Below are 24,582 nucleotides of genomic sequence, written 5' to 3'. Positions count from 1 at the left end.
CGACCCGGACGAGCAGGATCAGCCGATGCCGATGCCCAGGGTGTAGGCGCCCGAGCCGCTCGCCGCATCCACCCAGATGCGGTAGGCCCCGGCGGGGCTCGCATAGGTGATCCGCTCCTTGCTGGTGGGGCCGGTCGACCTGGCCACCGTGGCCCAGCCGGAGCCCGTCCACCTCTGCAGGTACATGTCGAAGTCCGCGTTCGTGGGCCCGGCCAGGCAGATGTCCTGGTCGCCCTCCCTCGAGAGGGAGTAGTAGGAGTTGTGGGGCTCCCGGCTGTCGCCGCCGGTCTGCAGGGAGCCCTTCCACACGGTGGGGTAGCTGCCGCAGTCGCCGCCGGGCGCAGGTGTGGGGTCCGGGGAGGTGGTGGTCGGGGTCGGCGTGGGGGTCGGAGCCGTGGTGGTCGGGGCCGGGGTCGGGGTGGTGGGCGCCGGGGTCGGCGTCCCGACGGAGCCGTTGACGTGGAGCAGCCTGTTGGGCGAGCCGTTGGTGCCCTTGACGACGTCCTTGGTGGCGGTGTCGATCAGCGCCTGCTGGGCCTGGGCCTGGGTGGCGTCGGGGTTCTTCTGCACGTACAGCGCCAGGCCACCGACGACGTGCGGGGTCGCCATGGAGGTGCCCGAGATGGTGTTGGTGGCCGAGCTGCTGCCGGTCCAGCTCGAGGTGATGGTGGAGCCGGGGGCGTACAGGTCCACGCAGCGACCGTAGTTGGAGAAGCTCGACGCGGCGTCGGTGCTGGTGGTGGCGCCGACGGTGATCGCGCTGGGCTCGCGGGCGGGGGAGCTGCCGCACGCGTCCTTGCTGTCGTTGCCGGCGGCGACGGCGATGATCACCCCCGACTCGCCGAGGCGCTTGACCGCGGCGTCCAGGCCGGAGTCGGCGCCGCCGCCGAGGCTCATGTTGGCGACGGCGGGCTTCTTGGCGTTCCTGATGACCCAGTCGATCCCGTCCTCGACGGAGGACCCGGCGGACGAGCCGCTGCACCCGAGCACCCGGACGGGCACGAGCGTGGTCTTCTTGGCGACGCCGTAGGTCGTGCCGCCGATGGTGCCGGCGACGTGGGTGCCGTGACCGTTGCAGTCCTCGGGGCTGCGGCCGTCACCCATGGCGTTGTAGCCGGCCTCGGTGCGGCCGGTGTACTCCTGGTGGGACATGTTCATGCCCGTGTCGATGACGTAGGCATGCACGCCCGAGCCGTCGCCCTGCGGGGCGTAGGTGTTGTCCAGGGGGAGCTGGCGCTGGTCGACGCGGTCCAGGCCCCACGTCACGGAGGCACGCTTGACCGTGGGCTCGGCGACCAGCTGCACGGCCGGGTCCTGGCGCACCGCGGCGAGCGCTGCCGCGTCCATGGCGGCGGTGTAGGCGCCCAGACCGGTGAGGGTCTTGTGGACCTTGGCGCCCTTGTCCTTGCCGCGGGCGGCGGCCGCGGTGGCGACCTCGGCGATGGTCCGACGCCCGGCGAGGGTGGCTCGCTGACCGGCCTGGGTGTCCTTGAGCATGACGACGTAGGTGCGTTCGCCGGCGTCGGTGACGCTGTGGCCGGCGGCGAGCTGGACGGGGGTGAGCGGGGTGGCGGTGTCGTCGGGGACGGCTGCGGCGACGGGGGCTGCCGCGGCCGAGGCGACCATGAGGGTGGTGAGGGCGAACGATGCCGCGAGACGGTGGCGCATGGGGGGCTCCTGGGCGGGATGAGGACCGGGGCGCTCCCTGTCATACGTTCTGGCGGTGCCCAGCGGAAGGCTGCCTCGGCGTGGCCCGTCGTGACTTCATACGTTCAGCGCACGGCCAAGAACTCACAGTGACACAGCTCGGGGCGAAGAATTCCCGGCATGGGCCGTGGGGCCGCCCGCGCGACACAGTCTCGGAGCACCCGGTGTGAACGTTCGTCCACCCCCGACCGTCCCTCTCGCCGATCTGTCGGGACGGTGGTGCCAGGAGCGGTGTGCGGACGCGCCCCGGACCTGGCAGGTCCGGGGCGCGTCGGGTGCGGGGTGCCGTCAGGCTCGGGTCACTGGACCGTGATGTCGTCGATGACGAAGGAGGTCTGGTTGATGGAGTCCTCGGTGGCGGCGAGCTTGAGGGTGACGGTCTTGCCGGCGTGCTTGGTCAGGTCGATGGTCTTCTGGACGTAGCCGTTGGTCTTGTCCAGGTTGGAGTAGGACGCGACCGCGGTGCCGTCGATGGTGATGGTGGCCTTGTCGTACTTGCTGTAGGCGGTGGTCTCGGCGGTGTCGATGGCGACCCAGTAGGTCAGCTTGGGGGAGCCGGTGGGGACGGTGATGGTCTGCTGGGCGTACTCGCTGGTGGTCTTGCCGTTGCCGCCGAGCCACAGCTTCCAGGTGCCGGAGTGGGCCTTGCGGCCGGTGTTGTCGGTGATCGGGCCGTTGGAGCCGGTCCAGCCGGACTGGCCGGCCTCGAAGTCGCCGTTGGTCACGGCGTTGCCGCCGGGCTGCGGGGTCGAGGTCGGGGTGCCCGTGGGCGTGCTGGTGGGGGTGCCCGTCGGCGTCGGCGTGGGGCCGTCACCGCCGCCGGTGAAGTCGTTGACGTAGAGCAGCCGGTTGGGCGTGCCCGACAGGGTGCCCGTGAGGACGTCCTTGGTGGAGCTGTCGACGATCGCCTGCGCCGCCTGGGCCTGGGTGGCGCTGGGGTTGACCTGGGCGTAGAGCACGAGCCCGCCGGCGACGTGCGGGGACGCCATCGAGGTGCCGGAGATGGTGTCGGTGGCGGTCGAGCCGCCCTTCCATGCGGAGGTGATGTCCTCGCCGGGGGCAGCCACGTCGACGCACTTGCCGTAGTTGGAGAAGTAGGCGAGCTTGTCGGACTTGTTGGTCGCCGCGACGGTGATCATGGAGGGCTCGCGCGCCGGGGAGTTGTTGCAGGCGTCGGTCGAGTCGTTGCCGGCCGCGACGGCGGTCAGGATGCCCGCGTCCACGAGCCGCTTGACGGCCTGGTCGAAGGCCGGGTCGGCGTCGCCGCCGAGGGAGAGGTTGGCGACGGCGGGCTTCTTGGCGTTCTTGACGACCCAGTCGATGCCGTCCTCGACGGAGGTGCCCTTGGAGGAGCCCTCGCAGGTCATGACCCGCACGGGGACGACGGTGGCCTTCTTGGCCAGGCCGTACTTCGTGCCGGCGATGGAGCCGGCGACGTGGCTGCCGTGGCCGTTGCAGTCGTCGCTGGTGCCGCCGAGGGCGGAGAAGCCCTGCTCGAGGCGCCCGGTGAACTCGGTGTGCTTGGCGTTGACGCCCGTGTCGATGACATACGCCGTGACGCCGGAGCCGTCACCCTTGGGGGCGTAGGTGTTGTCCAGGGGGAGCTGGCGCTGGTCGACGCGGTCCAGGCCCCAGGTCTCGGAGATCTTCTTGACTCGCTGCTCGGAGATCATCAGGACGTCGGGGTCGCGGCGGACCTTCTCCACGGTGGCGGCGTCCATCGTCGCGGCATACGCGCCGATGCCGGTCAGCGGCTTGACGTCCTTGGCGCCGGCGGTGGCGCCACGCTTGGCCGCCAGCGTGGCGGTCTGGGCGACGACAGCGAGGCCCCGGTCGCTCTTGCGGTCGGCGGCGGGCTTGTCCTTGAGGACCACCAGGTAGCCCTTGTCGCCCGAGGCGATCGCCGTGTGGCCCTTCGCGAGATGGACGGGCGCCGGGGCGCAGGGCTCGTCGGCGTGAGCGGCGAGCGGGGCGAATCCGGCGAGGACGAGGGCGGCGGCGCCGAGGCCCACCGCGCGACGTCGGGCGGTGTGGAGGGACATGGGATCTCCTGACGAGTGAAGCGATATCCGGGCAAGTGAGCCCGTACGGGTGATTATCCTCAGCCCCGACACAGGTTCCTGTCTAGCCTCCGTTCGTCTTTCTCTCGGTGAACTTTTCGTCACAGGAGCAGCCCGAGGAGTCAGGCGGGGGCGCCCGCGTCAGGTCGTGATCGATCCTGCATATGCCGATCAGGGCGTCCCGGGCCGGTGGCCTGGGACGCCCTGAGGCGGTGGGGGTGTGGGTCAGCCGATGGTGATGTCGTCGAAGACGAAGGAGGTCTGGCGGGTGTAGTCCTCGCTGGCGGAGAAGCCGAGGGTGATGGTCTTGCCGGCGTACTTGGTCAGGTCGACGGTCTTCTGGACGTAGCCGTTGGTCTTGTCCTGGGCGGAGTAGGACGCGACGGGGGTGCCGTTGATGGCGACGCGGGCGTTGTCGAAGCGGGCGTACTTGCTGGTCTCGGCGGTGTCGATGGCGACCCAGTAGGTGAGCTTGGGGTTGCCGGTGGGGACCTTGACGGTCTGCTGGGCGCGCTGCCAGTTCATGCGGCCGGTGCCGGCGAGCCAGAGCTTGCCGGAGCCGGAGTGGGCCTTGCGTCCGGGGTTGGTGTTGATGACGCCGGGGGTGGCGCTCCAGCCGGTCCCGGCGGACTCGAAGTCACCGTTCTTGACGGCGTTGTTGGTGCTCGGGGCCGGGGCGGAGGTCTCGGTGGGGACCGGGGCCGGGGTGGTGGTGGACGTCTCGGTCGGGGTCGGCGCGGGGGTGGAGGTCTCGGTGGGGACCGGGGCCGGGGTGGTGGTGGACGTCTCGGTCGGGGTCGGCGCGGGGGTGGAGGTCTCGGTGGGGACCGGGGCCGGGGTGGTGGTGGACGTCTCGGTCGGGGTCGGCGCGGGGGTGGAGGTCTCGGTGGGGACCGGGGCCGGCGTCGAGGTGGGGGCCGGAGCCGGGCCCTCCTTGAAGTCGTTGACGTACAGCAGGCGGTTGGGCGTGCCGTTGAGGGAGCCCTTGAGCGCGTCCTTGGTGGCCGTCTCGGTCAGTGCCTGCGCTGCCTGCTCCTGGGTGGCGCTGGGGTTGACCTGGGCGTAGAGCACGAGCCCGCCGGCGACGTGCGGGGACGCCATCGAGGTGCCGGAGATGGTGTCGGTGGCGGTCGAGCCGCCCTTCCATGCGGAGGTGATGTCCTCGCCGGGGGCAGCCACGTCGACGCACTTGCCGTAGTTGGAGAAGTAGGCGAGCTTGTCGGACTTGTTGGTCGCCGCGACGGTGATCATGGAGGGCTCGCGCGCCGGGGAGTTGTTGCAGGCGTCGGTCGAGTCGTTGCCGGCCGCGACGGCGGTCAGGATGCCCGCGTCCACGAGCCGCTTGACGGCCTGGTCGAAGGCCGGGTCGGCGTCGCCGCCGAGGGAGAGGTTGGCGACGGCGGGCTTCTTGGCGTTCTTGACGACCCAGTCGATGCCGTCCTCGACGGAGGTGCCCTTGGAGGAGCCCTCGCAGGTCATGACCCGCACGGGGACGACGGTGGCCTTCTTGGCCAGGCCGTACTTCGTGCCGGCGATGGAGCCGGCGACGTGGCTGCCGTGGCCGTTGCAGTCGTCGCTGGTGCCGCCGAGGGCGGAGAAGCCCTGCTCGAGGCGCCCGGTGAACTCGGTGTGCTTGGCGTTGACGCCCGTGTCGATGACATACGCCGTGACGCCGGAGCCGTCACCCTTGGGGGCGTAGGTGTTGTCCAGGGGGAGCTGGCGCTGGTCGACGCGGTCCAGGCCCCAGGTCTCGGAGATCTTCTTGACTCGCTGCTCGGAGATCATCAGGACGTCGGGGTCGCGGCGGACCTTCTCCACGGTGGCGGCGTCCATCGTCGCGGCATACGCGCCGATGCCGGTCAGCGGCTTGACGTCCTTGGCGCCGGCGGTGGCGCCACGCTTGGCCGCCAGCGTGGCGGTCTGGGCGACGACAGCGAGGCCCCGGTCGCTCTTGCGGTCGGCGGCGGGCTTGTCCTTGAGGACCACCAGGTAGCCCTTGTCGCCCGAGGCGATCGCCGTGCGGCCCTTCGCGAGATGGACGGGAGCCGGGGCGGAGGACTCGTCGGCGGACGCGGTGGTCGGGGCCAGGACGGTGGCGGCGATGGTGGCGGTGGCGAGGGTCAGCTGGGCCGACGCACGCAGGAGATGACGCATGGATGCTCCCAGAGCGGTGGAGGGATCGTTCACGGGTGTAGAGATGCGATGCCAGTCCTACGGCCTCTCCCGGGCTGTGCCAAGGCTGCGGCGGTCCGGGCCCCCCAGGATCATCCTTTCGGACCCGTCGACGGTGCGCACAGTGAGCAGGCACAGCACCATTGGCCTGTCACGACCGTCGTGGTCGTGCACGCGCCAGCCCGCTGCTCCTGACGCGCAGTGATCGGCCCTCGGGGTCGGCATCCGGGGCAGGACGACCCGGCCGAGCCCGCCCCGGAAGCAGCTCGTCGGCTCCGGCGACCTCCGGAGGGCGCGGTCGCGGGACCTACACTGACGCCATGTCCGTCGCACCTGTCGAGCTCGACCAGCCGCGGTCGCAGGAGGCTCTCGCCCCCGACCTGCCCTGGGTGACCCTGGTGTGGAACGACCCGGTCAACCTCATGTCTTACGTGACCTTCGTCTTCCAGGAGTACTTCGGCTACGCCCGGATCCACGCGGAGCGGCTCATGATGGACGTCCACCTGGAGGGTCGGGCGGTCGTGAGCAACGGCAGCCGCGACCAGATGGAGCGCGACACCGAGGCGCTGCAGGGCTACGGCCTGTGGGCGACCTACCAGCAGGACTCCTGATGGCTCAGGCATTTCGTCGGCACGGCGACACGGTCGTCGGTCACCTGGACGAGGACGAGCGCGACCTCGTCGTCAGCCTCCTGGGCCAGGTCGCCCGCCTGGTGCGGGAGATGGACCCGCCCATGCCGGAGCTGACGGGTGACCCGCTGGCGGACGCGATGGCCGGGCTCGACCACGCCCCCCGGCCCCAGGCCGACCCGGCGGTGCGTCGGCTCTTCCCCGACGCGCGGCGGGACGACGGCGAGCGCGCGTCCGTGGAGGGCGAGGAGTTCCGCCGGCTCACCGAGATGGGGCTGCGGCAGCGCAAGGTCGCGACGATCGACGCCGCGATCACCCTGCTCGCCCGGGCCCGCGACCCCGAGGTGGTCACCCTCTCGCCCCAGGAGGCGGGGCAGCTGACGGTGGCGCTCACGGACGTGCGGCTGGTCCTGGGGGAGCGCCTCGGGCTGCGCGCCGACGAGGAGCCGGAGGAGCTCGAGCTGCTCGTCGAGCGGCATGGCGAGGACGACCCGCACGTGCAGACCGCGGCGCTCTACGAGTTCCTCACCTGGCTGCAGGAGACGCTCGCCGAGTCCCTGATCCGCTGAGTCGCTCGGCGGTCCAGGGGGTCCGCAGGCCAGGCCGTCAGAGGCTTGGTCACGATTCGGATGCGGCGGGCACCACTGGGTGAAATTTGCATTGCGCTGCATTGCGCTGCATAGTGATGCATGACAGGGTACGGGCACCGCACCCCCACAGGAGGTCCCCGTGCTTCGTCGCTCCGCCCTGTCCACGGCCACCGCCATCACCCTCGCCGCCACCGCCTCCCTCGCGCTGACGGCCTGCGGGTCGGACTCCCTCGACACCCCCTCGACGGCAGGCAAGGCGGCGGGCACGGACTCCGCCCCGGCCACCCAGACCGTCGACGCGGCCCTGGCGGCCAAGGTCCCGGCCGCGATCAAGGCCAAGGGCACGGTCACGGTGGGCTCGGACGCGTCGTACGCCCCCAACGAGTTCATGGGCGCCGACGGCCAGACGGTGACGGGCATGGACGTCGACCTGTTCGCCGCGGCGATGCAGAAGCTCGGTCTGAAGGCGGAGTTCACCAACGCCGAGTTCCCGTCGATCATCCTGGGAGTCACCAGCGGGAAGTACGACGTGGGCGTCTCGTCCTTGACCATCAACGACGAGCGCAAGAAGCAGGTCACCATGGTGCAGTACTTCAACGCCGGCACCCTGTGGGCGGTGAAGAAGGGCAACCCCACGCAGGTGGACCCGGACAAGGCCTGCGGCCTGAAGGTCGGCGTGCAGAAGGGCACCGTCCAGGTCGACGACCTCGCCGCCCGCTCCAAGAAGTGCACCGACGGCGGCCGACCCGCCATCACCACGGTCGTCGAGACCGAGCAGTCCAAGGTCACCGCGGACCTGGTCTCCGGCAAGGTCGAGGCCATGGCCGCCGACTCTCCGGTCACCAACTACGCCATCAAGCAGACCAGCGGCCAGCTCGAGGTCGTCGGCACGATGTACGACTCCGCGCCGTACGGCATCGTCGTCCCCAAGGCCCAGGCCGACTTCGCGCAGGTGATCTCCGAGGCCTACGCCGCCCTGGCGAGGTCCGGGGACTACCGGAAGATCCTCGACCGGTGGAACAACGCCGACGGCGGCGTCTCCTCCTTCACCGTCAACCCCTGACCCATGGCCACCTCCGTCACCGAGCCGGTGCGCCCGGACGGCCCCGCCGCCGACCGGCCCGGCGCCATCGACGCGCGACCGGTGCGGCACCCCTGGCGCTGGGTCGCCGTCGCGGTCATCGCCGTCCTGGTCGCCATGCTGGTCAGCTCCTTCCTGACCAACCCGCGCTGGGACATCCCCTTCATGCTGCGGGTGATGAACTACACGCCCGTGCTCAAGGGGCTGATGCTCGGCACCGTCATCGGCACGGTCATCGCCATGGTGATCGGCGTCGTCCTCGGCGTGGTCCTCGCCGTGATGCGGCTCTCGGCCAACCCCGTGCTCAGCGGCACGGCCGCGGTCTACACGTGGTTCTTCCGCTCGATCCCGCGCCTGGTGCTGCTCACCATGCTCGGCACCGGCATCGGCTACCTCTACCCGCAGCTGTCGATCGGGGTCCCCTTCGGCCGGCAGCTCGCCGGGGCGCTCGGCCTGGACTGGGACGCGACCTTCGCCACGGTGGACATCAACGCGTGGTCCAACACCATCTGGGCCGGGGCGATCGGGCTGGGCATCTCCGAGGCGGCCTACATGGCCGAGATCGCCCGTGCCGGCATCCTGTCGGTCGACCCGGGCCAGCGGGAGGCGGCCCAGGCCCTGGGCATGTCGTCCGGGCAGACGATGCGCCGGATCGTGCTGCCGCAGGCGATGCGGGTGATCGTGCCGCCCACCGGCAACGAGACCCTCGCCATGGTCAAGGACACCTCGCTGCTGTCCGCGGTCCCCATCAGCTGGGAGCTCTTCTACCAGACCCAGGTCATCGGCAACCGGACGCTCAAGATCATGCCGACGATGATGGCCGCGGTGTGCTGGTACGTCGTGATCTGCTCGGTCCTGATGGTCGGCCAGTACTTCCTGGAGCGGCACTTCGGTCGCGGCTTCGGCAGCAAGCCGTCCCGGCGACAGCAGCAGGTCGACCACCTGCTCGGCACCACGGGGAGCCACTGATGACGGGCGGCGGCATGACGAACGGCGCCGGGGCCACGGCGCAGGAGAGTCCTCGCGCCACCGAGCCGGCGAGGCAGCCGCTCGTGCGGGCGCTCGGGGTGCACAAGGCCTTCCACGGCAACGAGGTGCTCAAGGGCATCGACGTGGATGTGCACGAGGGGCAGGTCGTGTGCCTGCTCGGGCCCTCGGGCTCGGGCAAGACGACCTTCCTGCGGTGCATCAACCAGCTGGAGTCGATCGACCGTGGCCGGATCTGGGTCGACGGGGAGCTGATCGGCTACCGCGAGGTCGGCGGCAGGCTGCACCACCTCACCGACGCCCAGGTCGCGGCCCAGCGTCGGGAGATCGGGATGGTCTTCCAGCGGTTCAACCTGTTCCCGCACATGACGGTGCTCGCCAACGTCATGGAGGCGCCGGTGCAGGTCAGGCGCGAGGCCAAGGACGTGGTGCGGGAGCGGGCGCTCGGGCTGCTCGACCGAGTCGGGCTGGCGGAGAAGGCCGCGGCCTATCCCGCCCAGCTGTCCGGCGGTCAGCAGCAGCGCGTCGCGATCGCCCGGGCCCTGGCGATGCAGCCCAAGCTGATGCTCTTCGACGAGCCCACGTCGGCGCTCGACCCCGAGCTGGTGGGGGAGGTGCTCTCGGTGATGCGGGAGCTCGCCGCGTCGGGCATGACGATGATCGTGGTGACCCACGAGATGGCCTTCGCCCGGGACGTGGCTGACCGGATCGTCTTCATGGACGGCGGAGTCGTGGTCGAGGAGGGCACGCCCGCCGAGGTGATCGGGGCGCCGCGCCACGAGCGGACCCGCGCCTTCCTGTCGCGCAGGCACCACGAGTGACCTGCCGGGGCGGTCGGGATCGCCTGGGCCGCCGGGCCCGGCGGATCCGGCCGCCCCCGGCAGGCCTGCGCGGGCAGGCAGGTCAGGCCGCACTATCCTCCTCGGGTGAGCGACGCACCCATCGGCATCTTCGACAGCGGGTATGGCGGGCTGACGGTGGCGCGGGCGGTGCTGGACCAGATGCCCAGCGAGTCCATCGCCTATCTCGGGGACACCGCGCGGGCGCCGTACGGCCCCAGACCCATCGCGGAGACCCGCCGCTATGCCCTCGAGTGCCTCGACCGGTTGGTCGACCACCGGGTCAAGTGCCTGGTGATCGCCTGCAACACCGCGTCGGCGGCGGTGCTGCACGACGCGCGGGAGCGGTATGTCGTGCCCGTCGTCGAGGTGATCCGCCCGGCCGTCCGGCGAGCGGCGGCGGCCACCCGCAACGACGTCGTCGGGGTGATCTCCACCCGCGGGACGCACCAGTCGCGGGCCTACCCGGACGCCTTCGCGGCGGCTCCGCAGATCCGGGTGATCAGTCAGCCGTGCCCGCGCTTCGTGGAGTTCGTCGAGTCGGGGGTGACGGGCGGCAAGGAGGTCGTCGAGGTGGCCCGGGAGTACCTCGAGCCGGTGATCGCGCAGGGCGTGGACACGCTGATCCTCGGGTGTACCCACTACCCGCTGCTGACCGGCGTCCTGTCCTATGTGATGGGAGACACGGTGACACTGGTGTCCTCCGCGGACGAGACTGCCAAGGACGTCTACCGCGTGCTGGCGGACGCCGACGCGCTGCGCCCGGCCGACCAGGGGACTCCCGTCCACAGCTTCACGACCACGGGGGACCCGGCCGAGTTCCGGCGACTGGCGCGCCGGTTCCTCGGGCCCGAGGTGGACACCGTCTTCGCCGACGACAGGGGGGCGCCGTGAGGATGACCGTCATCGGGTGCTCGGGGTCCTTCCCGGGGCCGGAATCGCCGGCGTCCAGCTATCTCGTGCAGGCGGAGGACGCCGACGGGCGCATCTGGTCGGTGCTGCTGGACCTGGGCAACGGCGCGCTCGGCGTGCTGCAGCGGCACCTTCCCCTGGGGTCCGTCGACGCCGTGCTCCTGTCGCACCTGCACCCCGACCACTGCCTGGACATGTGCGGGCTCTACGTCACCCAGAAGTACCGTCCCGGCGGCCCCGGCACGCCGGTCCCGGTGTGGGGTCCGGTCGGGACCGGCGAGCGGCTGGCCCAGGCGTACGGCGGCGGCGAGGGCTCGGACCTGTTCGCCGCCTTCGACTTCCACGACTGGGTGGCCGGGTCGCCCGTGACCGTGGGGCCGTTCACGATCACCGTGGCCGAGGTGTGGCACCCGGTCCTGGCCTACGCCGTGCGGGTCGAGGCCGACGGCGTGGTGCTCGTCTACTCCGGCGACACCGACCTGTGCGAGGGGCTCGTGTCGCTGGCCTCGGGGGCGACCCTGCTGCTGGCCGACTCGGCCTTCGTCGAGGGACGGGACGCGACCCGGGGCATCCACATGACCGGGCGTCGGTGCGCGCAGGCCGCCGTCCAGGCGGGGGTGCAGCGGCTGATGCTCACCCACCTCCCGGCGTGGAACGACCCGCAGGTGTGCCGCGCCCAGGCGGCGCAGGTGTGGCCCGGCGAGGTCGAGCTGGCGCAGCCCGAGGTGACGTACTCCCTCTGAGCGGAGCCGCCCGAGCTAGCAGGCGGTGAGCTCCTGGAAGGTCGCGTAGAGCAGCCAGAAGTGCTCGCCGCGGAGCGGTGCGCCGGTCAGCGAGCTCTCGAAGTAGCTCAGGTGGGTGATCCAGCCGGGCAGGTAGGACGCGGCCAGGTCACCGAGGTCCTCGTGGCGCAGCACCAGCAGGCAACGGTCGGCGCGGTCCTCCAGGGACAGGTCGAGCTGGGAGACCGGTTCGCCCGGGAGCTGCCAGGTCAGGTGCAGGAACTCGGCGGGGGAGTGGTCCAGGACCCGGCTGCGGCAGGGATGGCCCGGCTCGTGCTCGATGACGAGCTCTGCGCCTGGGTCCAGGGAACCGCTCACCAGCCGCCCGAGCCACTGCGGGAGGGTCTCCGCGCGGACCAGGTGCTCCCACACGCGGTGCCGGTCCGCGGTGAGCACCCAGCCGATACGGACGCCACCGGGCACGGGCCCGGTCTCCACGAGAGGCATGGCTCGATGCTGCTCGGCCCCAACGGTGATCGCAACCTGCCACCCCACGGTGACGCGGATGCGTCCGGCGTGACGGACGGGGGCTAACGGGCCTCGCGGGACAGCGCGGACGGCCACCACGTGCGCGGACCCAGCTCGCGGACGAGGGCGGGCACCAGCAGGGAGCGGACGACGAAGGTGTCGAGCAGCACACCGAAGGCCACGATGAAGGCGACCTGGACCAGGAAGCTGAGCGGCAGCACCCCCAGCGCCGAGAAGGTCGCGGCGAGGACGATGCCCGCGCTGGTGATCACCCCGCCGGTGACGGCCAGACCGACGAGCACGCCCTCGCGGGTGCCTCGCGCCCGGGCCTCCTCGCGGACCCGGGTCATCAGGAAGATCGAGTAGTCGATGCCCAGCGCCACGAGGAAGACGAAGCCGTAGAGCGGCACGGTCGGGTCGACGCCGGGGCAGTCCAGCACCCAGAAGAACAGCACCCCGAAGACCCCCATCGTGGCCGCGAAGCTGAGGACGTTGGCGAGGGTCAGCAGGATCGGGGCGACCAGGGAGCGCAGCAGGAGCACCAGCACCAGGAAGACCACGAGCAGGATGGCCGGGCCGACGACGCGCAGGTCATGGACGCCCGCGTCGCGCGAGTCCAGTCCCTGCGCGGCCGTGCCACCGACCAGGGCGGACTCGTCGATCGGGTGGACCGCCGCGCGGATCTCCCGCACCACGTCCTGGGCGGCGGGGGTGTCGGCGGCCGCGGTGGTGGTGGCCTGCAGCAGGACCCGGCCGTCGACGGCCTTGGGCGGCTCGCCGGCGCCGGGACGGCCGCCCGCGCCCCCGGGCTGGCCGCTGAAGGGAACGACCGAGGCGACCCCGTCGATCCCCGTGACGGCGGCGGCGGCTCGGGCGAGCCGGTCCTGCGCGACGATCACCTGCACGGGTGCGCCGGAGCCGCCGGGGAAGTGCTCGGCGAGCGCCTGGCCGCCGGTCACGGACTCCACCGGGGTGGTGAAGAAGGACGACTGCGGGGCGCCGTCGGCCTCGATCACCGGGACGCAGGCGGCGCAGGCGGCGAGCAGCAGGGCGGAGGCGACCCAGGCCCGGCGCGGGTGGTCGCCGACGAGGCGGGCGACGCGGCCCCAGACGGTGCGGCGGGAGGTGTCGGCCAGGGCGTCCTCGGCGTGCGCGTGGTCCACCCGGGGGATGGCGGGCCAGAAGATCCGTCGTCCCGCCAGGCCGAGCACGGCGGGCAGGAAGGTCAGCGCCGCCAGGATCGCCCCCGCGATGCCCAGGGCGCCGATCGGCCCCAGGCTGCGGTTGTTGCCGAGGTCGGACAGCAGCAGGCAGAGCAGGCCCAGGACCACGGTGCCGCCGCTGGCCACGATCGGCTCGACCGACCCGCGCCAGGCCCGGGCGAGCGCCGTCCAGTGGTCCTCCTGGTCGTGCAGCTCCTCCTTGTAGCGCGCGACGAGCAGCAGCGCGTAGTCCGTGGCCGCGCCCACCACGAGGATCGACAGGATGCCCTGGCTCTGGCCGGACAGGCTCAGCCGGTCGCCCTCGGCGAGCGGGTAGAGCACCAGACCGGCCGCGGCGAGCCCGAAGATCGCCGTCACCAGCACCGCGATCGGCAGGACCGGGCTGCGATAGACGACGAGCAGGATCACCAGCACCACCCCGAGGGCGACGAGCAGCAGGATGCCGTCGATGCCGGCGAAGGCCGTGGTGAGGTCCGCCGTGAAGCCGCCCGGCCCGGCGACGTAAGCCTGCAGCCCGTCCGCCCGCAGGTTGCCGTCCCGCGCCGTGCGCAGCGCCTCGGCGACGGCCCCGACCGGCTTGATCCCGTCCACCTCGGTGGCGGTGCGGGTGCTGTCCACGGTGACGGGCACGAGGAGCGCCTTGCCGTCCTGCGACGGTATGGCGACGACCGGGCCGGCCAGGAAGTCCTTGACGGTCCGGGTCGAGGAGCCCGGCAGGCGCAGGCCCGGCACCGAGTCGGCATAGCGCCGCACCGCGGCGAGGTCGGCCGGGGTGAGCCCCGAGTCCCGGGTCACCACCACGAAGTACGGCAGCGTGGTCTGCGGCTGGAAGCGCGCGGCCACCTCCCGGGCCTTGGTCGACTCGGCGCCCGCGGGCAGGAAGGACGCCTGGTCGTTCTTCTGCACCGTCGACAGCTTGCCGACCAGCGGGCCGCCGAGCCCCCCGACGGCCAGCCACCCGACGAGGGCCAGCACGGCGATCGCGAGCCACCCGGGTCGGCGGCGAGCGGTCGGGGCGGGGTGCGATGCCGTCATACGGCCATGACACCACGGGGGAGAGCGACCTGCCCGCAGGCTCGGAGGGGGGCGGGGCAGGTGTCCGGGAGGTGAACATCGTTGGCTAGCGTTGGGGTATGACGAAGGGCGTGGCGGTGGCGGGCGGGGGCCCGGTGCAGGTGGAGATGGTGCAGACGAAGGGGCTGGCGCACGCCGTGGCCTGGCAGCGTCGGGTGGGGTGGGCGGCGATCGCCCTGGCCCTGGCCTGGCTGGTGCTCAACGCGGTCCTGCTGCGACTGCTCGTCACCGCGCACGCCGCCCCGCCGGTCGGCAACGAGCACTGGTGGGAGCTGGAGCGTTCGCTGGAGGGGTGGAGCAACGTGGCAGCCATCGTCGACATCGCGATGCTGCTGACGGGCTACACCTGGGTGCGCTGCGCCGAGCGACTGGCGCAGCGGCTCGACCCGTCCGCCCGGCCGAGCGGTGACTTCACCAGCCTCCTGGGGTGGATCGTGCCCGTGGTGAGCTGGTTCTACGGCCCGTGGGTGATGTGGCGGGTGCTGCGGGCCACCGGCGTCGGCCGCCGGTTGCGCTGGGTCCTGTGGCCGGTGTGGGCCTACGGCTGGGTGCGGGTGATGGAGGTGCAGATCGGCGCTCGCTCGTCCGGCGGGCACCAGAGCCTCGGGGTCTTCGAGGACGTGCTGGCCTTCCGCGACGGGCTGACCACCTTCGAGGGCACGCCCGGGGAGTGGACCGCGCACTACGCCGCCGTGGTGGGCACCACCTGCCTGTGGGCGGCGATCATCGTGGCCGTGGGCGCGGCGCAGCGTCGTCGGCTGGCGCAGCCGGACGACGCCGGTCGGCATACGCCCTGACTAGGCTGGGGGACATGACTGATCGCCACGACGGCCGCGCCCCCGACCAGCTCCGCGAGATCCGGATCACCCGCAACTGGCTCGACCACGCCGAGGGCTCGGTGCTCGTCGAGTTCGGGCGCACCCGGGTCCTGTGCGCGGCCAGCTTCACCGAGGGTGTGCCGCGCTGGCTCAAGGGGCAGGGCAAGGGGTGGGTGACGGCGGAGTACGCCATGCTCCCGCGCTCGACCAACACCCGCTCCGACCGGGAGTCGGTCAAGGGCAGGATCGGTGGCCGCACCCACGAGATCTCCCGGCTGGTCGGCCGCTCCCTGCGTGCCGTCGTCGACACGAAGGCGCTGGGGGAGAACACGATCGTCGTCGACTGCGACGTGCTGCAGGCCGACGGCGGCACCCGCACCGCCGCCATCACCGGTGCGTATGTCGCGCTCGCGGACGCCATCACCACCGGACGGGAGCAGGGCGCCATCGCCCGGACCGCGCAGCCGCTGCGGGGCTCGGTCGCCGCCGTGTCGGTGGGCGTCGTCCAGGGGCAGCCGGTCCTCGACCTGGACTACCCCGAGGACTCCACCGCCGACACCGACATGAACGTCGTGATGACCGGCGACGGGCGCTTCGTCGAGGTGCAGGGCACCGCCGAGGCCGAGCCCTTCGACAAGGCCACGCTGGACGCGCTGCTCGTCCTCGCGACCGACGGCTGCGCCGAGCTCACCCGGCTGCAGGCCGAAGCGCTCGAGCAGGCGCCGCGGGAGCGGATCCGATGAGCCGCCTGGTCCTCGCCACCCGCAACGCCGGCAAGGTCCGCGAGCTGCAGGCGATCCTCGCCGAGACGCTGCCGGACGTCGAGGTCGTCGGGCTCGACGCCTTCCCCGGGCTGGAGGACGTCGTCGAGTCCGGCGTGACCTTCGAGGCCAACGCCACGCTCAAGGCCACCTATGCCGCCCGGACGACGGGCCTGCCTGCCGTCGCCGACGACTCGGGGCTGTCCGTCGACGTGCTCGGCGGCGCCCCCGGGGTCTTCTCCGCACGCTGGGCGGGACGCCACGGCGACGACCGGGCCAACCTCGACCTGCTGCTCGCCCAGCTCGCCGACGTGCCGGACGAGCACCGAGGAGCGCGCTTCCGCTGCGCCGCCGTGGTCGCGCTCCCGGACGGCACGGTCGTCTGCCGGGAGGGCGACTTCCCGGGGACGCTGACCCGGGAGCCGCGTGGGGACAACGGTTTCGGCTACGACCCGATCCTGCAGGTCGACGGCGACACCCGCACCGCCGCCGAGCTCGCCGCGGAGGAGAAGAACGCGATCTCCCACCGCGGCAAGGCCTTCCGGGCGCTCGCGGCGGAGATCCCCCGGCTGCTCGGCTGAGCCGCTCGGGCTCCGCACGGGCGAGCGGGTCGACGTGCCCCGCCCCAGGAGCCTCGTCCGTGCGGGCAGCTCGACACCAGGCTCAGTCGTCGCGTGCGGGGCGCGCCCGGTGGGACTTCACGTCGGAGCGACGCGCCTTGGCAGCGAGGCGCCGTCGCTGAGAGCCCTTGGTGGGCTTGGTCGCTCGCCGGGCGGGCGGCGGCGGGGCCAGGGCGGCCCGCAGGTCCGCGGCGAGGCGCTCGCGGGCGGCCACCCGGTTGCGGCGCTGCGAGCGGTGCTCGGAGGCGTCCACGGTGACCGCGCCGTCGACGAGCCGGGCACCCAGGTGCGCCACGACGCGGCTGCGCTGGGACTCGGTGAGCGCGGCCGACGACACCGGTGACCACGACAGCTGGACGCGCGAGTCGGTCGTGTTGACGCCCTGCCCACCCGGGCCGGAGCTGCGCGAGAAGCGCTCGACGAGCTCGGCGGCGGGGATCACGAGACCCTGGGGCAGCCCGGGTCCGGGCGGCACGGACAGGTCGCGGGTCGGCATATGGCCATCATCGCAACCCGGCCGCAGGCAGGGAGGAGGGGCGGGGCGGTGCGCACGGCGGGACTCGAACCCGCACGCCGGAGCACAGGAACCTAAATCCTGCGTGTCTGCCAGTTCCACCACGTGCGCGAGACCCGGTCGGCTGGCACCGCCGGGCTGGGGGCGAGACTACTCGCCCAGGCCGAGCAGGCCGGACAGCATCGCGACGTGCCCCTTGGCCTTGACGTTGTAGCGCGCGAGCTCGACCCGGCCCTGCTCGTCGACGACCACGGTGGAGCGGATGACCCCGGTGATGGTCTTGCCGTAGCTCTTCTTCTCGCCATACGCGCCGTAGGCCTGCAGCACCGCCAGCTCGGGATCGCCGAGCAGGGGATAGGTGAGGCCCTCCTTCTCGCGGAAGCGCGCCAGCCGCTCGGGGGCGTCCTTGCTGATGCCGACCACCTCGTAGCCCGCGGCCCGCAACCGCTCCAGCGAGTCCCGGAAGTCGCAGGCCTGGGTGGTGCAGCCGGGCGTCATCGCCGCGGGGTAGAAGAACAGGATCACCTTGCGCCCTCGGAAGTCCCGCAGCGAGACCTGCTCGCCGGTGTCGGAGGGGAGCGTGAAGTCGGGCGCGAGGTCGCCGGTCTCGAGACGGGCCACGGGGAGCCTCCAAGGGGTGTCTGCGGCGGGTGGTTGCAGCCCGAGCCTAGGGGGTATGACGAGGGTCGAGCCGCGTCTGCGCGGGATCCCGACCAGGGCACCCCGCCTGCGTTATCGTCACATCGAGGACCTGCGTCCAGCACGCCTAACGACCGCACGAGGAGATCATCGTGACCGACCAGAACAAGTCCGTGTCCGAGCTCGAGTCCGACATTGCCAAGAGCCGCGAGCGGCTGGCCGCCACCATCGACGAGCTGGCCTTCCGTGCGCAGCCCAAGAACATCGTCGAGGAGCAGAAGCGTGCGCTCCGCTCGACGCTGATGAGCAAGTACCGCTCGTTCATGGGCACCACGTCGGCCGACGGCTACGGCATCGCCCACGACGAGGACGCGTCCGCGGTCGACATCGCCAAGGCCAAGGCCGAGGACCTCAAGCTGCAGGCCATGGTCAAGGCCGACGAGCTCAAGGCGCAGGCGACCGCCAAGGCCGGTGACCTCAAGGCGCAGGCCACGGCCAAGGTCCAGGACCTGACCTCCTCGCGCTCCTCGAGCACCTCCGGCCAGGGCTTCGCCAGCACCACCACCAACGCCGACGGCACCACGACCTACGTCACCGAGGGCGCGGCCGGCACCGACCTCAAGACGCGCGCCCAGGTCGCCGCCGACCAGGCCCGCCTCAAGCTCGACGAGGTCACCCACGACAGCGACGGCGAGCTCCGCACCGACCGCGTGGCCACCGGCCTCGCCGTCCTCGGCGCGGCGCTGGTCGCCATGGGCGTCGCCAAGCGCAACGGCGACGAGGACTGACACCACCTCCTCCTTCTTCCCGCCCCGGCCGCGTCGCACGGCCGGGGCGGCGGCGTGCCTGGAGGCGCGTCCGACGTGTGCGGCGCGCTGCGGACGGGCCGTCGCAGGAGTGGTCAGACCCTCGATTTCACTGTCGGGCGGTTTGCTGCTAGAGTTTCACCTCGTTGCGCCGCTAGCTCAATGGCAGAGCAAGTGACTCTTAATCACTGGGTTCGGGGTTCGAATCCCTGGCGGCGCACCAGACTTCACGAAGGCCCTGGTCATCCGACCAGGGCCTTCGTCGTGCCCGGGCGAGGTGAGTCCGCGCGACCGCCGGGGGTCATGTCTCCCCAGGGAGCACGCACCGCCTGTCCATCCCGATCTGGCTCTTCGGACTCGAGCGTGGGTTGAGCACGGCGGCGTGGCTGGTGGTGCGGGTCGAGTCGCTGCCGGACGTGGCAGGGTGCCCGGTGTGCGGTGTCGTCGCGCACGCCCACGACCGTGACGACGTGACCTCGGTGGACGTGCCCTCGTTCGGTCGGCCGGTGCGGCTGGTGTGGGTCAAGCGCCGGTACGCCCGCCCCGAACCGGCCGTCTGCATCTCCTCCCCACGAGGCTATGGGCAAGAACATTCATTCGACTGATGTCGTGGTCGAGACCAGGAAGAGGATCTGCGCAGTGCCCGGCCGGACCCTTCTGGGCTCCTTGGAGCACGGAGAGGCACGCCTCCATCTCTCGGCTGAGGAAGGAAAGGGTGGACCCCGGTCCCGGGAGAAGATTCCTGGGCTACACCCGGAACATCCTCACCAGCATGGACACCATGACGACGATGCCGATGCCTGCCAGGCATCGGATGATCGGATCCTCGAGCCACAGGACCGCCAGCGTCAGAAGGAGGATGCTGGTGGCGGCGGACAGGCTGTGAAGGGCTAGAAATTTCCTTCGCAATGTTTGTCCTTCCCACATACCCATGTGACGGACCCGCGCAGCTCGCCGGGTCTGGTTGTGCCCAGGCTGAGTCTGCACCGGCCGAGCGTGGTCGTCGGCTCTCTCAGCGCAGGTGCTCGTCGAGCTCCTCCGCGCGGGTGGCGCGGCTCCTGCGGCGGGCCTGGCGCCGCCCGGCCCACACGAGCGGGATCACCAGGCCGAGCGAGACCAGCGGAAGGATCCAGCCCCACGCGCCGCCCGAGCTGCGGCGAGGCGCAGCCGAGGTCGTCGGGGCGGCGGCGGACGGCGCGCTCGAGGTGGTGGTGCTCGGGGTGCTTGCGGAGGCCGTGGCTGCGGCGGGGGCGCCCTTGACCGTGAAGGTGATCTGCCCCGAGATCCGGTGGGTGTCGGCGCTCACCACGCTGTAGACCACGCGGTAGGCTCCGCCGCCCAGCCCGGTCGGCAGCGACGCGGTGACCGTGGGCCCGGCGCTGCTCGTGGTCACCGGCAGCTGGGCCCCGTCCGGCCCGGTCACCAGGATCTTGCTGAACTGCCCCTTGACCGTCTCGTTGAAGGTCAGCGACACCGCCCGCGGCGCAGCCGCCAGCGTGGCGCCGTCGGCAGGGTCGGACCCCACGAGGGCGGAGTGGGCCGACGCAGTGGGTGCGGCCAGCAGTCCCCAGACCAGGGCGAGGACGCTGACGAGCGCAGCGAGCGGCATACGGGCACGGGTCGGGGTGGTCACGCGGTCCTCCGGGTCGGGACCGCGTCTGCGGGGCAGGTTGTCCACAGCGCGACGCGGTCCGGTGGTCGTTCGTCCCCAGGGTGTCACGTCCGCCGGTCGGTGCGGCGCCGGCGTCCTTAGTCTCGGACGCGGTCGTCGGGCGTGGCGACGTGGTCGAGGAGGGTGTGGATGGACGTGGTGATGCTGGCCGGGTGCGCGCGCGAGCTGGACGAGCGGGCGGAGTGGTTGGCCGTGGCGGCGGCCCGGGTGGCGGCTGAGGCCGCGGCGGTGGACTGGGAGTCCGCTGCCGCGGACCTCGCCCAGCAGCAGGTCGGCGGGCTGCTCCTGCTGCTGCGGGCGAGCAGTCGGCAGACGCAGCTGGCGGCCGCGGCGGTCCGGGCACACGTCGAGGCGGTGACGGCCGGTCTGGCAGCGGTGGAGCGGGCGGCCCGGGTCTGCGTCGAGGGAGTGGCCCGGTGAGCGACGAGTCGTATGCCGGGCAGGGCGTGCGGATCACCGGGGTCGTCGGCGGTGCGGGTGGCGTCCGCGTCGTGGTCGACGACGTGCAGCGCCTCGGGCTGCTGTGCCGTCAGGTGGCCGAGGAGCTGTCCGAGGGCGCGGTGGCGCTGGCGGTGGCCCGGGCCGCGGGGGCCGTGTCGGCGACGGCGGGGCTGTCTCCGGCCACGGCTGCCGTCGCCCAGGCGGCCCTGGCCCCGGTGGCGATCGGGCCGACCTCGCCACTGGTCGTGGGCCTCGGGGCGAGCGCGCTCGGGCGCGACCTGGTGACCGCCGCCGCGGCCTACGACCTGGCGGAGCGGACCGCCACCACGCTGTGGGACGGCGTCGACGCGAGCCGGGTCGCGGTGCGGGCCGCGGTGGCGCTCGGGCAGCCGGAGCTCGTCGCCGCAGGGGTGCTCGACGGCTACGTCGCCGAGTCGGTCGCGGCGGGCGAGCCGCTGGACCCCCAGGAGGCGTTCGGCCGCTGGGCGGTCGACCGAGGCCCGGCGCTGGAGCACGACCTCAACGGGGCGGCGGTGCTGGCGGCGTCCTTCGCCGCCCATGACCAGGCCCGTCGCGGCCAGGCCCCCATCGGTCCCCATGCCGAGGCGACCGCCGTCGGGGTCGACGCCCACGCCCTCGCGGACCGGTGGGCGGACGGCGAGCCCGCCATCACCGACCAGCCCGCCCCGCCCCGCGTCGACCCCGCGGCGGACTCGTCGCTGCTCGCCCACACCCCGGCAGAGACCCCCCGCGGGGTGGCCGACCTGCTCACCGGGGTCGCCGAGACCAACGACGCCCCGGACGGCGCCGTCGCCCTGCGGACCATCACCTCCACGGCGCCCGACGGGACGGCCCGCCGCGCCCTCGTGGTGGACGTGCCCGGCACCGACGCGTGGAGCGCCCCCGGCGCCGTCGACGACCGGGTGCGTGACCTGGGCGGCAACGTGCGGCTCCTCGGCGGCGAGGACTCGGCCTACTCCCGCGGGGTGGTGGCCGCGGTCGTGGACTCCGGCGTGCCGCGGGACGTCCCGATCACCCTCGCCGGGCACTCCCAGGGCGGTATGGCGGCCCTCGTCGCCGCCACCGAGCTGCGTCGCCGGGGCTACCGGGTCACCCACGTCGTCACCGCCGGGGCGCCCATCGGTAGCCTCCGGCAGCCCGACGGCGTCACCACGCTCGCGCTGGACGGCGACCAGGACGTGGTCACCAAGCTCGACGGGCGGGCCAACCGCGACCAGGCCCGCCGGGTGACCGTGCGGTTCGCGAGCGGGCTGCCCGACCCCGCGGGCAACCACGCGCTGGGGACGTACGTGCAGGCCGCCCGCGAGGTGGACCGGGCGGCGCCCGCCGACCCCTCGCTGCGGCCCGTGGTGGCGCAGCTGCGCGAGGAGGGGGTGCTGCCGCAGGGGGAGGCGACGACCTCGGTGCGGCGGGTCTACGTGCGGCGGCGCCTGGACGGCGGCCGGCCCGGACCTCTCGGCGGCGGGTGAGCAGCCGGCTGCCGGGATCCCACGGTCGTCGGGGGCCAGGTGGAGGGGCAGGCGGCACGGTCGCCGGGGGAGGACCCCCGGCATACGAAACGGCCCTGACCAGGACATGTGTCCGAGTCAGGGCCGTTGCCAGGGTGAGTGACGGGACTTGAACCCGCGGCCACCTGGACCACAACCAGGTGCTCTACCAGCTGAGCTACACCCACCATGCGAGCTGCCACGGAGACCGTGACGAGCAGCGCGGACAATACTAGCGCGAAATTCGGGTGCCCGTGACCACGGGTCGGTGGGCGCCACCCGGACCCCGCCGGGAGCCGCCGTGTCGGTCAGGAGGCGGTCGGGTCGGGCGAGCCGTACTTGCTCGCGATCGCCTTGGCCTGGTCGCTGGTCGGGCCCGGCTGCGGCACGAAGACCGCCTCGCGGTAGTACCGCAGCTCGGCGATCGACTCGGTGATGTCCGCGAGCGCCCGGTGGCCGCCGAACTTCTTGGGGGAGTTGAAGTAGGCCCGCGGGTACCACCGGCGCGACAGCTCCTTGATCGAGGAGACGTCGATGATGCGGTAGTGCAGGTGGGCCTCCAGCTCGGGCATGTCCCGGGCGAGGAAGCCACGGTCGGTGGCCACGGTGTTGCCGCCCAGCGGCGCCTTGCCAGGCTCGGGCACCCACTCGCGGATGTAGCCCAGGACGGCGGCCTCGGCGTCGGCCATCGACATACCCCCCTCGAGCTCGGCGAGCAGCCCGCTCGTCGTGTGCATCTCGCGGACGAAGTCGTTCATCTGCTCCAGCGCCTCGGCGGGCGGGCGGACGATGACGTCGATCCCGTCGCCGAGCTGGTTGAGCTCGAAGTCGGTGACCAGGGCCGCGACCTCGATGAGCGCGTCGTCGGTCAGCGACAGACCGGTCATCTCGCAGTCGATCCAGACGATGCGGTCGGTCAGGGCCTTGTCGGTGGGCGTCGAAGTCACCTGATCACCATAGCGAGCCCGGCCCGGACCTCCGCAGACGCATCGGTGGGCGGACGTGGCCAGCGGTTACCCTGCACGCATGAGCCGTGACCGGGGGGAGAGCGGGACGGGGGCAGGTCGTCCCCTCCTCGCCCCTCACGGCGTGCTCCGCCGGCTGCTCGTCTCCGCGCTGCTCGTGATCGGGTTCGGGCTGTGCGCGCTGGTCTTCGTCGCCGCCGTGGGGGGCTCGACCGGGCTCGGGGCCGGGCTGCTCGGCCTGATCTTCGCCGCGCTGCCGCTCGGGATCGTCGTCCCGTCCTTCCTGTGGATCGACCGGCTCGAGGCCGAGCCCCGCTGGCTGCTGCTCGTGGCGCTGGCCTGGGGTGCCCTGGTGGCCACCGCCGTCGCGCTCGTCGCCAACACCGGCACCATGGCGATCATCGCGGGGGCCACCGGGGAGAGCCCGACCAGCGTCGGCGCCGTGCTCGTCGCGCCCGTGGTCGAGGAGACCGCGAAGGGGCTCGGCCTGGTGCTCGTCCTGCGCCTGCAGCGCTGGGAGCTGGACGGCGTGGTCGACGGCCTGGTGTATGCCGGGATCATCGCGGCCGGCTTCGCGTTCGGCGAGAACATCCTCTACCTGGGGCGGGCGTTCAACGAGGCGGGCGCGGAGGGCTTGTTCGCGACCTTCCTGCTGCGCGGCGTCGTCGGGCCCTTCGCCCACCCGATCTTCACCTGCTGCACGGGCTTCGGGGTGGGCGTGGCGACCTACCGCCGGCCCGGGGTGGTGCGCGTGCTCGCGCCGCTGCTGGGCTGGACCCTCGCCGTGGCCCTGCACGCGGCGTGGAACCTCTCGGCGGTCGCCGGGCTGGACGGCTTCCTCGCGGGCTACCTGTCCATGCAGGCCCCCGTCTTCGTGGCCTTCGTGCTGCTCGCCCTGTGGGCGCGGCGCCGCGAGGCCCGCACCGTGGTCACCGAGCTGGGCCGTTATGCCCGGGCCGGCTGGTTCACCGACGCGGAGGTCTGGATGCTCGGTTCGGTGGCCGCCCGCCGCCAGGCCCTGGCCTGGGCGAGCGCCGCGCACGGCCGGCCCGGCAAGGTGGCGATGACCGGCTTCCTGGACGCGGCCAGCGACCTGGCGATGCTGCGGCACCGGATGCAGCTCGGCGATGTCGACGACGCGGTCCTGGCCGAGGAGCGTCGCCTGCTCGACCGGGTGGTTCGCTGCCGTGCCGAGCTCGCCCCGGGCCCGACGCGGTAAGGTTAACGGCAGGTTAACGATTCGCACGCCCCGCGCCACGGCCCCACGGCCGCGCCGACCTGGTCGCCAGGTCCGGTCGGCCGGGGCGTCATGAC

General features: G+C 72.5%; 25 protein-coding genes and 3 tRNA genes. 16 read left to right on the top strand and 12 right to left on the bottom strand.

Translation table 11 applies throughout. From position 1 onward, the window contains the following. Window positions 1–18: 18 nt before the first annotated feature. The 3 genes from MM438_RS10860 to MM438_RS10850 all read right to left on the bottom strand — a co-directional run bounded on the left by MM438_RS10860 (window position 19) and on the right by MM438_RS10850 (window position 5,921). A complete protein-coding gene (locus MM438_RS10860; RefSeq protein ID WP_241452506.1) occupies window positions 19–1,668 on the bottom strand; it encodes a S8 family peptidase in 1,650 nt (549 codons plus the stop codon). Window positions 1,669–2,006: 338 nt separating this feature from the next. Beyond that, complete coding sequence (locus MM438_RS10855) at window positions 2,007–3,749, bottom strand: S8 family peptidase (RefSeq protein ID WP_241452505.1); 1,743 nt, start codon at window positions 3,747–3,749, stop codon at window positions 2,007–2,009. Window positions 3,750–3,992: 243 nt separating this feature from the next. Continuing rightward, window positions 3,993–5,921 carry a S8 family peptidase gene (locus tag MM438_RS10850; RefSeq protein WP_241452503.1) on the bottom strand — a complete coding sequence of 643 codons (1,929 nt, stop codon included), beginning with the start codon at window positions 5,919–5,921 and terminating at the stop codon, window positions 3,993–3,995. Between the two features lie 338 nt (window positions 5,922–6,259). On the opposite strand from MM438_RS10850, the gene clpS reads away from it, so the two are divergent. From clpS to MM438_RS10815, 7 genes are all read left to right on the top strand, one after another. After that, complete coding sequence (gene clpS / locus MM438_RS10845) at window positions 6,260–6,550, top strand: ATP-dependent Clp protease adapter ClpS (RefSeq protein ID WP_241452501.1); 291 nt, start codon at window positions 6,260–6,262, stop codon at window positions 6,548–6,550. Further along, entirely contained in the window at window positions 6,550–7,137 is a 588-nt protein-coding gene (locus MM438_RS10840; RefSeq protein ID WP_241452499.1) for a DUF2017 family protein, read from the top strand. Before clpS ends, MM438_RS10840 begins: the two co-directional genes overlap by 1 nt. A gap of 160 nt (window positions 7,138–7,297) precedes the next feature. Beyond that, window positions 7,298–8,221, top strand: coding sequence for an ABC transporter substrate-binding protein (locus MM438_RS10835; RefSeq protein WP_241452498.1), 924 nt, complete (start codon window positions 7,298–7,300; stop codon window positions 8,219–8,221). Window positions 8,222–8,224: 3 nt separating this feature from the next. After that, window positions 8,225–9,208, top strand: coding sequence for an amino acid ABC transporter permease (locus MM438_RS10830; RefSeq protein WP_241452497.1), 984 nt, complete (start codon window positions 8,225–8,227; stop codon window positions 9,206–9,208). 14 nt (window positions 9,209–9,222) lie between these two features. Continuing rightward, on the top strand, window positions 9,223–10,047 hold the full coding sequence (locus MM438_RS10825) for an amino acid ABC transporter ATP-binding protein (RefSeq protein ID WP_241453438.1): 825 nt from the start codon (window positions 9,223–9,225) through the stop codon (window positions 10,045–10,047). A gap of 105 nt (window positions 10,048–10,152) precedes the next feature. After that, entirely contained in the window at window positions 10,153–10,959 is an 807-nt protein-coding gene (gene murI, locus MM438_RS10820) for a glutamate racemase (RefSeq protein ID WP_241452496.1), read from the top strand. Window positions 10,960–10,961: 2 nt separating this feature from the next. After that, window positions 10,962–11,720: an MBL fold metallo-hydrolase gene (locus MM438_RS10815; protein ID WP_277628339.1), complete on the top strand. Its 759-nt coding sequence runs from the start codon at window positions 10,962–10,964 to the stop codon at window positions 11,718–11,720. A 15-nt stretch (window positions 11,721–11,735) separates the two neighbouring features. On the opposite strand, the gene MM438_RS10810 is transcribed toward MM438_RS10815, so the two are convergent. Together MM438_RS10810 and MM438_RS10805 are read right to left on the bottom strand one after the other, a co-directional pair. Further along, window positions 11,736–12,206, bottom strand: a complete 471-nt coding sequence (locus MM438_RS10810; RefSeq protein WP_241452494.1) for an SRPBCC domain-containing protein — start codon at window positions 12,204–12,206, stop codon at window positions 11,736–11,738. A gap of 83 nt (window positions 12,207–12,289) precedes the next feature. Then, window positions 12,290–14,485 carry an MMPL family transporter gene (locus tag MM438_RS10805; protein WP_241452493.1) on the bottom strand — a complete coding sequence of 732 codons (2,196 nt, stop codon included), beginning with the start codon at window positions 14,483–14,485 and terminating at the stop codon, window positions 12,290–12,292. A gap of 98 nt (window positions 14,486–14,583) precedes the next feature. On the opposite strand from MM438_RS10805, the gene MM438_RS10800 reads away from it, so the two are divergent. Genes MM438_RS10800 through MM438_RS10790 form a run of 3 tightly spaced genes read left to right on the top strand, consistent with a single transcriptional unit; the run spans window position 14,584 to window position 16,684 of the window. Further along, window positions 14,584–15,321: a hypothetical protein gene (locus tag MM438_RS10800; protein WP_241452492.1), complete on the top strand. Its 738-nt coding sequence runs from the start codon at window positions 14,584–14,586 to the stop codon at window positions 15,319–15,321. Between the two features lie 14 nt (window positions 15,322–15,335). Next, the gene (rph, locus tag MM438_RS10795) at window positions 15,336–16,085 is read left to right on the top strand and encodes a ribonuclease PH (RefSeq protein ID WP_241452490.1); all 750 of its coding nucleotides are present in this window, start codon (window positions 15,336–15,338) and stop codon (window positions 16,083–16,085) included. Then, complete coding sequence (locus tag MM438_RS10790) at window positions 16,082–16,684, top strand: XTP/dITP diphosphatase (RefSeq protein WP_241452489.1); 603 nt, start codon at window positions 16,082–16,084, stop codon at window positions 16,682–16,684. Before rph ends, MM438_RS10790 begins: the two co-directional genes overlap by 4 nt. 82 nt (window positions 16,685–16,766) lie before the next feature. Here MM438_RS10790 and arfB read toward each other — a convergent pair whose 3' ends face one another. From arfB to bcp, 3 genes are all read right to left on the bottom strand, one after another. Beyond that, entirely contained in the window at window positions 16,767–17,219 is a 453-nt protein-coding gene (gene arfB / locus MM438_RS10785; protein ID WP_241452488.1) for an alternative ribosome rescue aminoacyl-tRNA hydrolase ArfB, read from the bottom strand. Between the two features lie 49 nt (window positions 17,220–17,268). Then, a tRNA-Leu gene (locus tag MM438_RS10780) sits at window positions 17,269–17,348 on the bottom strand. 39 nt (window positions 17,349–17,387) lie between these two features. Beyond that, complete coding sequence (gene bcp, locus MM438_RS10775; protein WP_241452487.1) at window positions 17,388–17,858, bottom strand: thioredoxin-dependent thiol peroxidase; 471 nt, start codon at window positions 17,856–17,858, stop codon at window positions 17,388–17,390. A 170-nt stretch (window positions 17,859–18,028) separates the two neighbouring features. Here bcp and MM438_RS10770 point away from each other — a divergent pair, with 170 nt between their 5' ends. The 3 genes from MM438_RS10770 (at window position 18,029) to MM438_RS10760 (ending at window position 19,287) form a co-directional block, all read left to right on the top strand. Continuing rightward, on the top strand, window positions 18,029–18,664 hold the full coding sequence (locus tag MM438_RS10770) for a DUF3618 domain-containing protein (RefSeq protein ID WP_241452486.1): 636 nt from the start codon (window positions 18,029–18,031) through the stop codon (window positions 18,662–18,664). A gap of 166 nt (window positions 18,665–18,830) precedes the next feature. Then, a tRNA-Lys gene (locus MM438_RS10765) sits at window positions 18,831–18,905 on the top strand. A gap of 145 nt (window positions 18,906–19,050) precedes the next feature. Continuing rightward, window positions 19,051–19,287, top strand: coding sequence for a transposase family protein (locus tag MM438_RS10760; protein ID WP_241452485.1), 237 nt, complete (start codon window positions 19,051–19,053; stop codon window positions 19,285–19,287). A 142-nt stretch (window positions 19,288–19,429) separates the two neighbouring features. On the opposite strand, the gene MM438_RS10755 is transcribed toward MM438_RS10760, so the two are convergent. Together MM438_RS10755 and MM438_RS10750 are read right to left on the bottom strand one after the other, a co-directional pair. Continuing rightward, window positions 19,430–19,669, bottom strand: a complete 240-nt coding sequence (locus MM438_RS10755; protein WP_241452484.1) for a hypothetical protein — start codon at window positions 19,667–19,669, stop codon at window positions 19,430–19,432. Window positions 19,670–19,694: 25 nt separating this feature from the next. Further along, a complete protein-coding gene (locus MM438_RS10750) occupies window positions 19,695–20,315 on the bottom strand; it encodes a copper resistance CopC family protein (RefSeq protein WP_241452483.1) in 621 nt (206 codons plus the stop codon). Between the two features lie 168 nt (window positions 20,316–20,483). Here MM438_RS10750 and MM438_RS10745 point away from each other — a divergent pair, with 168 nt between their 5' ends. Both MM438_RS10745 and MM438_RS16780 read left to right on the top strand, forming a co-directional pair. After that, complete coding sequence (locus tag MM438_RS10745) at window positions 20,484–20,774, top strand: hypothetical protein (RefSeq protein WP_241452482.1); 291 nt, start codon at window positions 20,484–20,486, stop codon at window positions 20,772–20,774. Next, entirely contained in the window at window positions 20,771–22,285 is a 1,515-nt protein-coding gene (locus MM438_RS16780) for a thioesterase domain-containing protein (protein WP_241452481.1), read from the top strand. Before MM438_RS10745 ends, MM438_RS16780 begins: the two co-directional genes overlap by 4 nt. A gap of 133 nt (window positions 22,286–22,418) precedes the next feature. On the opposite strand, the gene MM438_RS10735 is transcribed toward MM438_RS16780, so the two are convergent. Further along, window positions 22,419–22,491, bottom strand: a tRNA-His gene (locus tag MM438_RS10735). Between the two features lie 120 nt (window positions 22,492–22,611). Continuing rightward, window positions 22,612–23,250, bottom strand: a complete 639-nt coding sequence (gene orn, locus MM438_RS10730) for an oligoribonuclease (protein WP_338155542.1) — start codon at window positions 23,248–23,250, stop codon at window positions 22,612–22,614. 79 nt (window positions 23,251–23,329) lie between these two features. On the opposite strand from orn, the gene MM438_RS10725 reads away from it, so the two are divergent. Next, window positions 23,330–24,487, top strand: a complete 1,158-nt coding sequence (locus MM438_RS10725; RefSeq protein ID WP_241452480.1) for a PrsW family intramembrane metalloprotease — start codon at window positions 23,330–23,332, stop codon at window positions 24,485–24,487. The last annotated feature ends 95 nt before the right edge of the window (window positions 24,488–24,582 follow it).

The sequence above is a fragment of the Arsenicicoccus dermatophilus genome (assembly GCF_022568795.1).
GTDB classification, from domain to species: domain Bacteria; phylum Actinomycetota; class Actinomycetes; order Actinomycetales; family Dermatophilaceae; genus Arsenicicoccus; species Arsenicicoccus dermatophilus.
This window is presented reverse-complemented; position numbering and strand designations above follow the sequence as displayed.

Coding starts and splice junctions, on each gene's coding strand:
- MM438_RS10860 (WP_241452506.1), bottom strand. CDS start 1,668: ATGCGCCACCGTCTCGCGGCATCGTTCGCCCTCACCACCCTCATGGTC.
- MM438_RS10855 (WP_241452505.1), bottom strand. CDS start 3,749: ATGTCCCTCCACACCGCCCGACGTCGCGCGGTGGGCCTCGGCGCCGCC.
- MM438_RS10850 (WP_241452503.1), bottom strand. CDS start 5,921: ATGCGTCATCTCCTGCGTGCGTCGGCCCAGCTGACCCTCGCCACCGCC.
- clpS (WP_241452501.1), top strand. CDS start 6,260: ATGTCCGTCGCACCTGTCGAGCTCGACCAGCCGCGGTCGCAGGAGGCT.
- MM438_RS10840 (WP_241452499.1), top strand. CDS start 6,550: ATGGCTCAGGCATTTCGTCGGCACGGCGACACGGTCGTCGGTCACCTG.
- MM438_RS10830 (WP_241452497.1), top strand. CDS start 8,225: ATGGCCACCTCCGTCACCGAGCCGGTGCGCCCGGACGGCCCCGCCGCC.
- MM438_RS10825 (WP_241453438.1), top strand. CDS start 9,223: ATGACGAACGGCGCCGGGGCCACGGCGCAGGAGAGTCCTCGCGCCACC.
- MM438_RS10815 (WP_277628339.1), top strand. CDS start 10,962: ATGACCGTCATCGGGTGCTCGGGGTCCTTCCCGGGGCCGGAATCGCCG.
- MM438_RS10810 (WP_241452494.1), bottom strand. CDS start 12,206: ATGCCTCTCGTGGAGACCGGGCCCGTGCCCGGTGGCGTCCGTATCGGC.
- MM438_RS10805 (WP_241452493.1), bottom strand. CDS start 14,485: ATGACGGCATCGCACCCCGCCCCGACCGCTCGCCGCCGACCCGGGTGG.
- MM438_RS10800 (WP_241452492.1), top strand. CDS start 14,584: ATGACGAAGGGCGTGGCGGTGGCGGGCGGGGGCCCGGTGCAGGTGGAG.
- rph (WP_241452490.1), top strand. CDS start 15,336: ATGACTGATCGCCACGACGGCCGCGCCCCCGACCAGCTCCGCGAGATC.
- MM438_RS10790 (WP_241452489.1), top strand. CDS start 16,082: ATGAGCCGCCTGGTCCTCGCCACCCGCAACGCCGGCAAGGTCCGCGAG.
- arfB (WP_241452488.1), bottom strand. CDS start 17,219: ATGCCGACCCGCGACCTGTCCGTGCCGCCCGGACCCGGGCTGCCCCAG.
- MM438_RS10745 (WP_241452482.1), top strand. CDS start 20,484: ATGGACGTGGTGATGCTGGCCGGGTGCGCGCGCGAGCTGGACGAGCGG.
- MM438_RS10725 (WP_241452480.1), top strand. CDS start 23,330: ATGAGCCGTGACCGGGGGGAGAGCGGGACGGGGGCAGGTCGTCCCCTC.